General features: G+C 65.0%; 8 protein-coding genes. 4 read left to right on the top strand and 4 right to left on the bottom strand.

The genetic code is table 11. From position 1 onward, the window contains the following. Nucleotides 1-36: 36 nt before the first annotated feature. A complete protein-coding gene (locus ABFE16_16980) occupies nucleotides 37-831 on the bottom strand; it encodes a DUF2334 domain-containing protein (protein ID MEN6346994.1) in 795 nt (264 codons plus the stop codon). 375 nt (nucleotides 832-1,206) lie between these two features. Here ABFE16_16980 and ABFE16_16985 point away from each other — a divergent pair, with 375 nt between their 5' ends. Then, the gene (locus tag ABFE16_16985) at nucleotides 1,207-4,782 is read left to right on the top strand and encodes a heparinase II/III family protein (GenBank protein MEN6346995.1); all 3,576 of its coding nucleotides are present in this window, start codon (nucleotides 1,207-1,209) and stop codon (nucleotides 4,780-4,782) included. 168 nt (nucleotides 4,783-4,950) lie between these two features. Here the strand turns inward: ABFE16_16985 and ABFE16_16990 are convergent, their stop codons facing one another. Next, nucleotides 4,951-6,240, bottom strand: coding sequence for an MFS transporter (locus tag ABFE16_16990; GenBank protein ID MEN6346996.1), 1,290 nt, complete (start codon nucleotides 6,238-6,240; stop codon nucleotides 4,951-4,953). On the opposite strand from ABFE16_16990, the gene ABFE16_16995 reads away from it, so the two are divergent. The 3 genes from ABFE16_16995 (at nucleotide 6,239) to ABFE16_17005 (ending at nucleotide 10,903) form a co-directional block, all read left to right on the top strand. Next, the gene (locus tag ABFE16_16995; protein MEN6346997.1) at nucleotides 6,239-8,260 is read left to right on the top strand and encodes an alpha-L-arabinofuranosidase C-terminal domain-containing protein; all 2,022 of its coding nucleotides are present in this window, start codon (nucleotides 6,239-6,241) and stop codon (nucleotides 8,258-8,260) included. The genes ABFE16_16990 and ABFE16_16995 overlap by 2 nt on opposite strands. Nucleotides 8,261-8,579: 319 nt before the next feature. Further along, a complete protein-coding gene (gene epsC / locus ABFE16_17000) occupies nucleotides 8,580-9,335 on the top strand; it encodes a serine O-acetyltransferase EpsC (protein MEN6346998.1) in 756 nt (251 codons plus the stop codon). Further along, a complete protein-coding gene (locus tag ABFE16_17005; GenBank protein MEN6346999.1) occupies nucleotides 9,308-10,903 on the top strand; it encodes a VanW family protein in 1,596 nt (531 codons plus the stop codon). Before epsC ends, ABFE16_17005 begins: the two co-directional genes overlap by 28 nt. 75 nt (nucleotides 10,904-10,978) lie before the next feature. Here the strand turns inward: ABFE16_17005 and ABFE16_17010 are convergent, their stop codons facing one another. Beyond that, a complete protein-coding gene (locus tag ABFE16_17010) occupies nucleotides 10,979-12,022 on the bottom strand; it encodes a uroporphyrinogen decarboxylase family protein (protein MEN6347000.1) in 1,044 nt (347 codons plus the stop codon). A gap of 59 nt (nucleotides 12,023-12,081) precedes the next feature. Beyond that, complete coding sequence (locus ABFE16_17015) at nucleotides 12,082-13,692, bottom strand: M14 family metallopeptidase (protein ID MEN6347001.1); 1,611 nt, start codon at nucleotides 13,690-13,692, stop codon at nucleotides 12,082-12,084. Nucleotides 13,693-14,273: the final 581 nt, after the last annotated feature.

A 14,273-nucleotide genomic window follows, 5' to 3' on the forward strand; every position in this document is an offset into this window, starting at 1 on the left:
GACCAGGCTGAAGGTGCCTTGCGGCGATTGGCGGTCCTACTTCGTTTTCGGCAGCGGCTCGGTCTCATCAAGGTACTTGCACAGCTCGGCGGCGGTGACGAAGCGCACGTTCTGAGTCTTGAGGAAGGCGATGATCTTCTCGAACTCGGCGAAGCGCTCGTCGTTCCAGTTCCCCGGATGCATCTGCAGGGCCAGATAGGGTCGGCTCGCGTTCCACTTGTAGCGCTCGATGAAGCCGGCGCTGTTGGGCACGAAGGTGGGCATCTCGAGATTCGCCCAGCGTTGGAAGACATGTGCAGTCGTCGCCTTCGCGGGACCATAGAAGACGCCCTGGATCTCCGGGTGCTGCGCGAGGACGCGAATCGTGGTGTCGTCGACTGCGTTGCCGGGAGCGCCGAAGACCTGGAACTTGATGCCCAGTTTCTCGCGAGCCAGGTTGCAGGCGCGGTCGAAGTGGTCCAGTTGCTCCTCGTAGGAGGTGCCGCTGAACTCACAGAGGGTGCGATCGCCGTCCTTGAAGTTGAGCCGGTGGTCGTAGCCGTGGTGCCAGAAGTCGAACTGCCCGGTCTTGAGGAGCTCCTGCACCCAGGCCACGAGCTTGGGATCGTCCTTCTCAAGGCTCTTGCAGATGATGCCGAGGCTGGCCTTGAGGTTGTTGTCGCGGATATAGGACACGTAGCGCTGCCAGGGCGCGGAGCGGCCGAAGTCGTCGGCCTTGAGCAAGATGAGCTGCTGTTTGGCCGGTGCGGGAGCCGGTTCCTCGGCGAGGACGACTCCGGCTGAACCGAGCAGCATGAGCGTTGTGAGGATTGTGGGTAGCGAAAGGCTCAAGACGGACCTCCAGGAAAGGGGAGAGATGAGTTGCGGCCTGTCGGCAAGGCACCGTCGGCCTTTCGCCGCAGCAGCAAGGAGACCTGCCCGGAAGGACTGCTGCGTCTGGAGGTAGAAGGGGAAAGGTGCCTTATCCCCGGCCCCTCTCCACGAGTGGGGAACGGCCACGGCACCTCACCCTTGCCTGCGGCATTCCCTCTCCACGCGTGGAGAGGGAAGAAGGCTAAAGGCAAAGGCTGAAGGCAAAGGCACCTCACCCCCGGCCCTCTTCCGAGGGGAGAGGGCGTAGAAGGACAGCAACTCACAGCCTGGGTAGCACAAGACGGGCACGGCTCAGGATCGTCAGAGCCGACCGCAAGAAGGGATGGTTGGATCATGACCAAGACTCTTGCCGTTGCATGCCTCTTGATGGTTGCCGCTACCGTCTGCATGGCGGGCGAGCTAGCCACCAGCTTCGAGGAAGGGGCTACTCCCCCGGGATGGCGGCTGGAGGATGGCGGCATCTCCACCCTTTCGGACCTGCAGGCACACACCGGGACACATAGCCTGCGCATCGTGGACCCCGACAACAAGGCTGGCTCCGAGGTGCGCTCGGACAGCCTTCCTGTGGCGGCCGGCGACCTGTGCTCGGTCTCGCTCTGGATGCGACTGGAGTCGGGCAACCGCGACGGCCTCGGCGTGTACCTGGAGTATGTGGATGCCGACGGCAAACGACTCGCACAGGCGTCGGAGGCCTCGGCGCATAAGTCGGCGATGGTGCAGGATCAGTGGGTACAGATGTCCTTCGTGACGGCGGTGCCCGAGGGTGCGGCAAAGGTCGCACTTCGGTTTCACAGCTACTCGAGCAGTGTCATCACCTGCTTCGTGGACGACGTGAAGCTGCAGGTGATTCCGGCGGCCGAAGTTGGACCCGGCGCGGAGTGGTTAGGCGGGACACTGGAGGAGCAGACCCGTCGCGTCTGGCCGAGGGGCGTCCGCTGGGATCACTCGGCCTCGACCTCACTCACCCGGACCTTCGCTCAGCCGCAGGACTGGAGCGGCTTCGGCGCCCTTCACTTCTGGATGCACTCGGCGGCCGCCAACAACTCCAGCTTCATGGTCCTCGTCAACTCGGAGAACCCGGCCACAGAGGGAGGCGACTACTACGGCTTTCAGGTCAAGGTGGACTGGGAAGGCTGGAAGGAGTTCGTGCTTCCCTTCCGCGAGATCGGTGCCTCGCGAGAACCGAGAGGCTGGAACCAGGTTGATAGCGTCGTGCTCACGGCCTCCGGTTGGGGGCAAACGGTCAACCCGGCAACGGTGCTGACCCTGGACGGTTTCGAGCTGGCGGCGGCAGACAAGGCCGGCGGACAGCCCACCGACGAGGAGTTCTTCGCCAGCCTGGATCTGGACCTGCCGGAGCTGGCCGCGATCAAGACGGCTGTGCAGGCTGGTGACATGGCGGCCGCCCGGAAGGCGCTGGCGGATCATCTGCGGGCACGCACCTACCCGCGCTGGACGATCGACTGGCGTAGCCGACCTCTGCGCGGCGTCAAGGTGCCCGGTCCGGAGGAGGACAAGGCGCCTGACCAGTGGGACTACTACTCGACCTTCCTGACCGTGGACTGGGTGGGCTGGAAGCACTTCACCCTGACCAAGGCCGACTTCAGCCCGCAGACCCTCGTGGAGGGCAAAGGCTGGCAGGGCAAGCAGCCCATCGGCTGGCACTGGATTCAGTACCTGGCGATCAACTCGAAGGGCTGGGGCCTCACTCCCGACCCGAATACTGTCCTGTACTTTGACAACCTCCGGCTGGTCGGCAAGGACACCTCACAGGTGATCGCTGACTTCGAGGGCGAGGAGAGCAACTGGACGGGCCTGACACTCTCGGGCGAACAGACCCACGAGGGTAAGGGCGCGGGCAAGTGGGCCGACACAACCCAAGTCACCGGGCTGCGCTGCGACAACCTCCCTCACGACTGGACCAACTACGACGCCCTGGACTTCTGGGTCTACTCAGCCAAGGCCACCGGTCAGCGCCTCGTGATGGTGCTGGACTCGGACGTCCCCGGCAACATCATGGGCGCAGAGAAGGCGCTGCGCCACGAGTTCAACTACACCAAGGGCCCCGGTGAATCGGGAACCATCACCTTCGGCGACAAGATCGACTGGACTGCGAACCCGACCGAGGGTGAGGCCCGGACGCACCTGTGGAACGAGTCCATCAACCGGCACTTCCACTTCGCGACCCTCGCCGACGCCTACTGGCAGACCGGGAAGGACAAGTACGCGGCGGAGATCGCGGCGCAGATCCTCGACTGGACCGCGCGGATGCCACGGCCGCTGCTCTCAAGCGGAAACAACGTGGGTCACTACGCCTGGCAGACCCTGACGACGGGAATCCGCCTCGCCGACACCTGGCCGAATGCGCTGTACAAGTGCCTGGACGCGCCCTCCTTCACGCCCGAAGTGCTCACGGCAATGATGAAGTCAGTCCAACAGCAGGCGCAGCACCTGATCCGCTGGCCGAGCACGGGCAACTGGCTCACGGCGGAGTCCAACGGGATTTTCACCGCCGGGATGCTGTTCCCCGAGTTCCGTGACGCCGCCCAGTGGCGGCGGATTGCGGTGGAGCGGCTCTACAAACAGTTGGATGACGAGGTCTATCCTGACGGCATGGAGTATGAGCTTGCAGCGGGCTACAACACCTGGGTCGTGTCCGAGTTCGCCCACATCCTCGAGCTTGCCGATTTGAACAACCTGCGCCCGGAGATGCCGGCGGACTACCAGGCCAAGATCGAGAAGATGTTCAACTACGTGGCCTATGCGGCGATGCCGAACGGTGCGATCCCGGGGCTCAACGACTCGGGCAATGCAGACGTTCGCGGGCTACTCGCCACGGGCCTCAAGCTCTTCCCACAGCGTCAGGACTTCGAGTACGTATCCAGCCTCGGCGCCCGCGGAGTCATGCCGACGACCACTTCACACGCCTTCCCCTGGACCGGGCACTACGTCATGCGCTCCGGCTGGGACAAGGACGCGACCTTCCTGCTCTTCGACGCGGGGCCCTATGGCTACGGTCACCAGCACGAGGACAAGCTCAGCTTCGTGCTCTGGGCGAAGGGCAGCCAACAGGTGCTCGATCCCGGTAACTTCTCCTACGACAACTCCCGCTGGCGGCGCTATGTTCTCGCCACCTACGGGCACAACACCGTGATGGTCGATGGTCAGGGGCAGCGTCGCGGCAGCCAGCGGAGTACCTACTTCTGGCCTCGACCCTGGCAAGGCGACGGGCCCGAAGGTCAGGACGCCCGCTGGGTCAGCACTCCCGAGGCGGACTTCGCAAGCGGCATATATGCGGATGGCTACGGCACGAACGCCGCCCTGAAGGTCACCCATCAGCGAGGCATGCTGTTCCTCAAGGACCTCGGCGTGTTCGTGGTGCTCGACACACTGACGCCGCCGGATGAGACAGAGCACCGCTACGAGGCGCTCTTCCATCTCGACAGCGACGAGGCGATGATCTCCGAGGGCGCCGTCGTGAGCACTCAGAAGCCCCAGGCGGCGAACGTAGTGATACTTCCCGCCTCAGCGCTGCAGGTGGAGATCGTCAAGGGCAAGACGGAGGAGCCGGTGCAGGGCTGGTCAAGCGGTCCGTGGCGGGCAATCCCGACGGCCATCTACAGCACCACGGGCACCGGCATAACGCGCATGGCCTTCGTGATGGAGCCGGTCGGTGTTGGCGAGACGCGCAAGGTCAAGAGCGTGAAGGTGCTGCCGGGCGTGACCGAGGGGACTGCGCTGGAGATTGAGCTCGCGGACGGCTCACGGCGTGTCATCGTGCAGCGAGATCAGCCGGGCGAAGTCAGAGATCTCGCCGGCATCGCGACGAGTCACGAGATCACCGTCGCGCTGCAGCAACCCGGCGGAGCGCTGACGACGCAGTACGCTCTGGACGGCAAGAGGCCGTAAGGCAGAAGGCAACGGATCACGGCAACGGCACCTCACTCCCCGACCCTCTCTCCACTCGTGGAGAGAGGGTGAAAGGCAAAGGCAAAAGGCAAAGGCAGAAGGCACCTCACCCCTTCTCCCGTGCGCAAAGTCGCATGGCACTGAGAACGGAGCGAGGTGCTGGCCGTTCTAGGCCTGGGTTGAGGGTTGCACGCCCGTTGCGTCGTGACGCAGGGCCGCACGCATTCGGGTCACCAGGATCGCACAGGCTCCGTAGAAGCCGGCGAAGATCAGCAAGGACGGCGCGAAGCCCGCGTAGCGCTGGCGCAGGAACTGGGAGCCGATCATTGTGACGCCCGCGGTGAGGTAGCCCCAGGCGTTCGTCCCCGCGAAGACCAAGTGGCGCTGGTCCTGCGGGATGTAGTCGCCGACGGCGGCAGTGCTGGCGACGCTGACCATGGCCGATTGCATTCCAAGCAGCGCCGAGACGACCGAGATGACGGTGATCGTCGGCCACAGCGACGCGACTACCAGGCCACTTGTCCCCAACAGGAACCCCAAGAGCATCACCCGCTCACGGCCCACCTTGTCCGAGGCATGACCGGCTGCCCAGGCGACCAGCAATCGCCCGGCATAGTAGGGCAGGACGATCCAGTGGAGCTTGTTGCCCGCGCCGAGGTCGCTGATGAGGAGCGTCAGAGTCGTGAGCAACAGGCCCCAGCCCAGGTAGTTCGCCACCGACAGCGCGACCAGGTAGCGTCCGGCCAGGGGACGAAGCGCAGCCAGAGCATCGGAAAGCCTGGCCGGTGGCAAGACCTTCGGCTTCACGCGAATCGTCAGGGCCATGAGGTTGCCCAGCAGGCTCAGGCCAAAGGAGGCGACCAGTAGAGCCACCTGACCCCGTGCCGGATCCGAGTAGCTGCTCAGCAGCGTGCCCAGCAGGATCACGCCGAGCATCTGGCCTGAATAGGTCGCGCTCTGGAACAAGCCGGAAGTGGTGCCATAGCGCGAGCGCTGCGAGGCGTTGATGACCTGCGTCGGCCCGGTCGCCCAGAGCAACTCCGCGCCGAAGCCCCAGAGGATGGCCGCCGTCAGGGCGACAGCCGGACTCGGCCACAGGAGTAGCGCCGCCGGGAAGAGCGTGTACATCAGCGTACCGACCACGACGCACCAGCGCTCGCGGAGCTTGTGGAACACGTAGCCATAGACCGACAGGAAGGCCACGCCCCCGAGGTATACGCAGGCGAAGGTGGCGGTCGAGAGGCCGTCGCTCATCCCCGCGCGGTCCTTGAGGATGGGCAGGACGAACTGCTGCAGCGCGCCGGTGCCCAGGAAGATGAAGAAGAAGGCACCGCACAGGGAGACCACCGGCGGTATGCCGCCGGAGACTGGTGCAGTCTGGCTCTCTTGCGGAGAAGGCCGCTGCGCCGTGGAGGAGGAAGAGTCAAGGGTACAATTCTCGCGAGGAGTGTCTGACATGTATCGCACCACTATGGCGTCACTGTTGGCCGTCGTGCTGTGTGTTGCAGCAGGGGCACAGCGAGAGGCTACCATCACTGTGTACCCCGACAAGGCGCTGGGCCAGGTGAACTGGATGATCCTGGGCAACAACCAACTGGCGTACCAGGGCAGTGAACGTTATTCGAACCGCGGCGCCGGCCTGTGGGACCCGGTGAAGCGGCAGCCGGTCCCGGAGTACGTTGCGCTGTCGAAGCAGGCGGGCATCTCCGTCCAACGCTGGCCGGGAGGTTGCACGACCCACAACTACAACTGGAAGGTCACCGTCGGTCCTCTGGCCGAGAGGCCGAACATGCAGTTCGGCCTGCCGGAGTTCATGACCTTCTGCGAGGCCACCGACTCGATCCCTCTGATCAGCGTCGCCGTCTTCTGGGGCACCGCGCAGGATGGTGCGGACCTGGTCGAGTACCTCAATGCTCCGAACGACGGCTCGAACCCTAAGGGCGGCAAGGACTGGGCTGCCGTCCGGGCCGGTGACGGACACCCGAAGCCCTATGGCGTCGTCTACTTCGAGTACGGCAACGAGGACTACCACGGCGAGCACAAGACCGCGCAGAACCCGAACCCGCGCAAGATCACAGCCGAGGACTACGCTCGCCAGTACCTCCAGTACCAGGCGGCCATGAAGGCTGTGGACCCGCAGATCCAGCTCGGCGGGCTGCTGCAGAACGGCATGGCGGACTGGAATCAGAAGGTGCTCGAGGGCTGCGGGAAGACCATGGACTTCGGCATCGAGCACACCTACACGCCGGGGCACCAGGGCGATACCGACGAGTCCAAGACGCGCGGCTACATGGAGGCCTGCGTCGCCGTCGACCAGCGGATTCAGAGCATCTATGACGGGCTCCTCGCGCAGATCAAGGAAGTCACCGGGCGGACCGACCTCAGACTGGCGATCAGCGAGTACAACGGCTGGTTCGTGCAGGAGAAGCCTGTGCCCTACCGGCAGACGCTGGGCAATGCTCTGCGCAACGCCGAGCATCTGCGCATCATGATGCGACCTGAGAACAACATCCTCATGGCCAACTTCTGGCAGTTCTCCAACGAGTACTGGGGCATGGTGAACGGCTACATCGACCAGGGCCAGACACCCGTGAAGCAGGCCAACTTCTTCCCCTACCAGCTCTACCACGAGCACTTCGGCGACACGCTGATCGCCTCTGAGGTGGACTGCGCCAAGTGGGACTTCGGCGGCGGCCTGCTACCGGCCCGACGTGGGGAACCCTCGGAGTTCAAGCTCTGGGAGGAGAACCTGCTCCCGAAGGACTACACCTGGGAACCGCGCACTCCTGAAGCGGGCGCCGTGCAGCAGGTTCAGGGCGACACGGTGCAAGTCACCTTCGAGGGCAAGGACACGAACTACTACTCGGCGCGCTTCGCCTTCCCCGCGGAGCCGGGAATGGGGTATCGCGTCACCGGGCTCGTGAAGGCCGAGAACCTGGTCGGCGGATCCGGAGCGGGCTTCCAGGTGGCCGACGACCGAGGCTGGAACGTTACCCACTCGTGCTCCACGGGCGGCGATATCCAGGGCACGACGGACTGGACGCCGGTGGTCGTCGAGTACACCACACTGCCTGACGCTACCGGCGTTGAGATCCTGGCACGCCGCCTCGGGGGCAAGGGGGACATCACCGGGAAGGCGTGGTACAAGCTGCAGTCGGTGCAGAAGTTCCGGCCTCAGAACCCGGGCGCTGTGCCGGACCTGGGCGTCAATAGTGCTCGACGCGCCGATGGGACGGTCACCCTGATGGTCGTGAACAAGAACCTCGACGCGACGGTACCGGTGACGGTGAATGTGATGGACGGTACCACCGGCGCTGCACGAGCGTGGATTCTGACCGGCCCGGCGCCGGAGGCCACGAATATGCAAAAACCGGATACCGTCGGGGTCCATGATCTGGCGGTGCGGCGTGCCGGGTCGGCGTATCAATTCGACATGCCGCCCTGCTCGATGGCGGCGGTGGAGATCGCCCCGCGGTAGCCGGACAAGGGCAGGACACTCCCAAGACAGGTGCACAAAGGGGCTCTCTGAGGAGGGCCCCTATGTGGTTGGCGGACTTGGCCGGCTGCCTCACAAGGTTCGCGGTTCCGTCACCGGCGACGGCGAACCCTTTGCGTTTGACATCACGGCACATAACCCGGTAATATACCAACGATTTGGGCACAGGGCGCGCAACGAGGTCGCTGTGCCCTTGTCCTAGAGAGCAAGCATACTGACCGGCGCCGCAGGGGGGATCCCCGCCGGCGCCGGTTCGTGATAGGGGACGCGGTCGGCGTGCCTGAAGGGGGGTAGGTCGGTGATGTTCGAGCAGGTCTACAGTGACATTCAGGCTGCACGGGAACGAGACCCGGCGGCTCGCAGCACCCTCGAGATCGTGCTGTGCTACAGCGGGCTGCACGCAATCTTGGCCCATCGGGTCAACCACTGGCTATGGACCCGGGGCTTCCGCCTGCCGGCCCGTTTCGGCTCACAATGCGCGAAGGTCCTGACCGGCATCGAGATCCACCCGGGGGCGACGATCGGCAGCGGCTTCTTCATCGACCACGGCGCCGGCACGGTGATCGGCGAGACGGCGGAGATCGGCAACAACTGCACGCTGTTCCACGGCGTCACCCTCGGCGGCACGGGCAAGCAGAGCGGCAAGCGACACCCGACGCTGGAGGACGATGTCACCGTCGGTGCGCATGCCCAGATCATCGGCTCCATCACACTCGGCAAGGGCTCAGTGGTCGGTGCAGGGGCTGTGGTGCTCGATAGCGTGCCCGAGTACTGCACCGTCGTGGGCCCTAAGGCATATGTGGTTCGGCGGCAGGGGAAACGGGTATACGACTTTCGTCACGATCAGCAGCCCCGGGTCAGCGATCCGGCGCTTGAGTGTATGTTGTTGCGAATTCGCAAGCTCGAAGACGAACTGAAAGCGCTGCGCTCACAGACCCCGGCGGAGACCGCACCGGCCGTCATGATCACAACCTCACCCGAAGCCTTGGAAATCGCAGACAGCTCGCAGCAGGATGCTCTGGTTGAAAGATGGGTAAATCGGAAAACCGCAAGATGACGAAGTGGTTGTGGGTAGCAGTCTGGGTGCTCATCGCCCTGCTGCTGCTCACTGTTTTCGGCGTGGGGCTGGCAGCCAAGCAGTTCCGCGACGGCGAACGCATTGCCCCCAAAGTCCGCATCGAGGGCGTGCCGGTCGGCAATATGACACCGGCGGAGGCTACCCGGGCGGTTGAAGCCGGCTGGGTGTCCAAGCTTCCGCAGACCGTTGCCCTGCGATGGCCGGGCGGAGCCCAGCAGGTTCCCCCCGATCAGCTCGGCGCCCACTTATATCTGGACACCGCCATCCAGCAGGCTCTCCGCGTCGGTCGCGAGGGCGGTCTGGTTGCGGTGGCGATTCAGCGTGTCCGCCTCACCGGGAACGGTATCGATCTGCGCGTCGAGAGTCAGGTTGACCCGGCCCGTGTCGAGGCGTACCTGACCTCCCTCGCGCCGCAGATCACCCGGAAGCCCAAGAACGCCGGCTTCAAGCTGGTCGGCACACAGGTCCAGGTGACGCCTGACGAGCCCGGAGTCGAACTCGACGTGAAGGACTCGGCGGCCAAGCTGGCGGCGGCACTGAAGGACCCGAAGACGGCAAGCTTCGACCTCACGGTGCGGGGTGCCGACGCAGCAGTCAAGGCCGACCGCCTCCGGCAGGTGGACACTGTCCTCGCGTCCTACTCGACCAAGTTCCGCCCGTGGCAGGAGGATCGGACTCACAACCTGCGGCTGGGGATCGGCAAGGTCAATGGCGCACTGATCATGCCCGGCGAGACGCTGTCGCTGAACCAGCGCATCGGGCCACGGGAAGAGGAGCGAGGGTTCCGGTCGGCGCCGATCTTCGTGAACGGCCAGGTCGAGCCCTCGACCGGCGGCGGCGTCTGCCAGGTGGCCACCACAACCTACAACGCGGCGCTGCTGGCGGGACTGGACGTCGTCGAGCGCAATCACCACTCCCGGCCGGTTGACTACGCTCCTTCGGGGCGCGACGCCACCGTGTACTGGGGGCAGTTCGACCTCAAGATCCGCAACAACCTGAGCCACCCGGTCATCCTCGTCGGCAGCATCGGTAGTGAGACGATCACCGTGAAGGTCCTTGGGAGCAGCGCCGACAAGGTGGAGGTGGAGATCCTGCGCACAAACGTTGGGAGCATCGGCCACGGCACCGATCGGATCTCTGACCCGACGATGGCTCGCGGCGATACGAAGGTGGACCAGCCCGGACGTGACGGCGCGACCGCCACGATCACCCGAGTTGTCAAGAAGAACGGCCAGGTCATCGCCAAGGAACGGTTACACACCGACACCTATGGCGCCCAGAACCGCATCATCCGCGTCGGCACCAGGGCCAAGGCCGCGCCAGAGAATGAGGTCGACGGGGACATCGAGATCGGTCCGGCGGACGACACGCCCGGCGCTGTGAAACCGGCAGCCGGCACACCGCAACCCAAGCCGGCAGCTAAGCCTGCGCCCAAACCCAAGCAAGTCAAACCGGCTGCGCCACCAGCGCCCGCGACGCCTGCGGTCAAGCCAGAGCCGGCCTCGACGACGACCCATGCCAGGCCGCGACGCCTGAACCGCGGCTAACCGGCCACCTCGATACGGAACCACAACACCCCGCGACGAATCGCCGCGGGGTGTTTTCGTTGTGAGTACAGCGACTTAGCCCTGGAGTTCCCGCACGCGCCGGGCCATCGCGATGAAGTTGCGAGCCGCCCGGTCCGTGTAGGTGCCCGAGGCAGTGCCACCCAGGACGAAACCGCCGGGGCCCGCTTCCTCGAGACGCTGCTCGGCGATCTCCAGCACCTTCGCCTCCGGCAGCTTACCGATGACCTCCATGTCATCGAGGTTGCCGACGAAGCAGATGCGGTCGCCGATCTGCGCCTTGGCCGCTCGCAGGTCACAATCGCCCCAGGGAGCGGCCTCGAAGCAGTCGCAGGCGTCCATGCCGATCCCCGCGATCAGCTCCAGGTAGCGCATCGTTGGCCCGTGGTTGTGGTAGTACACCACGGCGCCGTGCTCGTGCATGAGGTCGGTCACGGCTCGGTCGGGCCTGGTGACCGTCACCTCGTAGGCTCTCGGCCCGAGTTGGGTGCTTGCATACTCGCCGCCCAGGAAGCGGAAGGCATCGACGCCCGCTCGGCAGCACAGGTCGGCCAGCTCGCAGAGGCGCTCGTTGGCGATCCGGATCAGCTCGAGGAAGGCCTCGGGCGCCTCCGCCCACAGCAGGCACATGTCCTCGGGAGAGAAGTAGGTCGCCGGGACGCAGATGGCGTCGTTGAAGCCGAAGAGTACGATCCCCTCGTCGCCGATTCTGTCTTTCCACTCCAGGAAGCGCTGGACCGGTATCTCGCGCGGCGGCTCATAGGGAACCGACAGCAGCTTCTCGATGTCGTCGGCGGTCTTACAGGGGAACTCCACCTGCGCCGAGGTGATGGCGGTTCGGCGGACGACACTGCGGAGTTGCCCCTTCGGGGTGTCGATGTAGGTGGTCGTGGTATCGCCCTCGACCTCGGTGCGGGTCTTGGCTGCGGCTCCCAGGAACCCACCTGCACCGCCGAGGCTCTGGATGAAGTCGGTCTCGCGCACCAACTCCAGGCCGATCTCGCTGTCCGGGTTGACCCTGCCGAAGCCGAAGGGCGCTACGGGCACTCGGTCGGGCGTGCCCAGACTGAAGGCACACAGCAGACGCTCGCGGGAAGTCATCTCAGTTCTCCTCGGGACAGCATGGCACTCGGACCCCAGGGCGATCTCGGGCGACGTGCTCAGAAGCTCACGGTCGCCTCGGCGGCTACGGCCTTCGGACACCAGGCGCGAAGGGTAGCCTGGGTGCCCGGCTCGGCCTTCACGAACCACTCGACATTACGCGCGCCACACACGCCCGGCAGGTGCCCGAGCTCGAAGATCTCCTCGCGGGACACGACCTGCGCACCCTTGAGGGCAACGCGAACGGGTTCGTTGCCGGTGACTCGAGCGCCGAGAGCGGTGATCTGGGTTGGCAGGTCACCGGTGTTCATGACGGTAGCGCGGACGCGGTGAAGGTTGCCCTCCAGGGCGGTGACCTCGACCTTGGTCAGCTCGAGACGCGGGTAGCGTCCCGCGTGGTCGAGGATGAACAGGGCGCAGCGCGGTCCAATGGTGGTCATGTCCTCGCTGGCCGGTGTCAGGACGAAGTGCCGTCGCCAGCCACCGATCTCAACCTGGCCAAGCTGCGGGTGGTTGAAGGGCGTCCAGTCCAGGAAGGCACGCTTCTGCGGGTGCTCATCATGCCAGCGCAGGGCAGCGAGGTCGAAGTCCCAGCGCTTGTCGCCCTCGGCGGCGAAGATCTTCTCGGTGGTGTAGCCCGCCGAATTGTAGAGGTTGCCCAGCTCGATCTCATAGACGAAGAGGCCGAGGTGACGGTAGCCCCAGTCGTGGAAGTGGCCCTTCAGCGAGATGGGCTTCTGGGAATCCAGGCGATAGTCGATGACCGCACGAAGCTTGAAGCCGGTGAGCTCCTCGCCACGCAGGCCGATCTCCTTGCACTTGCGCAGGTCCTCGGGCAGGAGGTCGTCATCACTGCCCGTGGAGGGAGGGCGCAGGACGGCATTCGACCCGCAGTGGAAGCCGAGTATGCCGTAGATACTGGGATGGTCATAGACGAACTCGGCCAGGGCCCGCATTTCGGGCTGCGAGAAGGGGAAGTCGCCGGCGCCGCCCTGCTCGTACTCGGGTCGCCAGTTCGCGGCCCAGTTGCGGTTGAAGTCTGCTGAGCGGAAGGCCAGGTTGATCCGGCCACCGTCCCAGTCGTGGACCATGCCCTCGGGGTAGACGAAGTAGAAGGGGCCCTCATCGTCGGCCTTGCGCGGAACCATCAGGCGCGGGTCCTTCGGGTGGCATTTCATGTCCCCGCAGGGGTCCTGGATTCGCATCGAGAGGATGAGGCCGTCACCGTTGACATCGGCCTGGTAGAGACCGTTCTTGCGGTAGCGCTCGGTATTCCGGCTGCGAAGGCTGCCGCCGGTGGTGAGGACAAACTCGGCCCCGTCGGGGTTCATACGGGGCACAAGGTAGAAGGTGACGTCCGTCAGGAGACTGCGGATTTGCGGGTCGGAACCGTAGCCTTCGAGGAGACGCTTAAGGAGGCAGAGGGCCGCATGGGTCCCGGCGACCTCCGGCGCGTGGACGTTGGCCTGCACGAGGTAGGCAGGTCTGGTCTCGGGATCGCTGCCCGGTCCGGCCACGCGAGCCATGAGCAGTGGACGGCCCTGGGGCGTCTCGCCAAGGGGAGTAACGGTGCACAGGTCGGGGAAAGTCTTGGTAGCGTGGGAGAGGAAGGCGACGACCTCCTGCCACAGATAGTAATGGTCGTCGGCAAGGTCGGGAAGGCGCGTCATAGTGACCTCCAGAAGGGCCGTCAACGGCCGCAAGAGAGCCTGAAGTGTGGCACCGACCGCGCTCTGTTCCCCGCAGCCTCGCGAATCCCCTCCAAGGGCACCTCACCCCCTTTGTCCCCCTCTCCACGAGCGGCGCAACGGCGCGCCGCTTTGGGCGAGGGGGAACGGCAACGGCGCAAGACAACGGCGAAAGGCAACGGCAACTACTCCTCACCCCAGCCCTCTCCGGAGGGGAGAGGGAGAAAGGCAACGGCTAAAGGCTGAGGAGGAAGGAACTCACTCCTGCTTTCCCCTGAGCGAAGAGGCAGAAAAGGAAGGCGGCGAGACAGGGGGTAAGGCAGGAGCATCGGTTTTAGCATCAAGGTTGTGAAAGTAGGGTAAGTGGTATGGGGCGGTAGTATCGGTGGGTGTTCAGTCGGGGGCGCGGGGTGGCGGTTGGCCTTCACAAAAGCGCATCGCCGCCAGCAGTTGCTCGCGGTTGACCAGCCAGGCGTCATGGTGGTCCAGGATGATGGTCACCAGTTCGCTCGGCAACAGGATCGCGTAGTGGTCGCCGAAGTACGCGGTGATCTCGCGGCCCG

The organism is Armatimonadia bacterium (assembly GCA_039679385.1).
Classification (GTDB): domain Bacteria; phylum Armatimonadota; class Zipacnadia; order Zipacnadales; family JABUFB01; genus JAJFTQ01.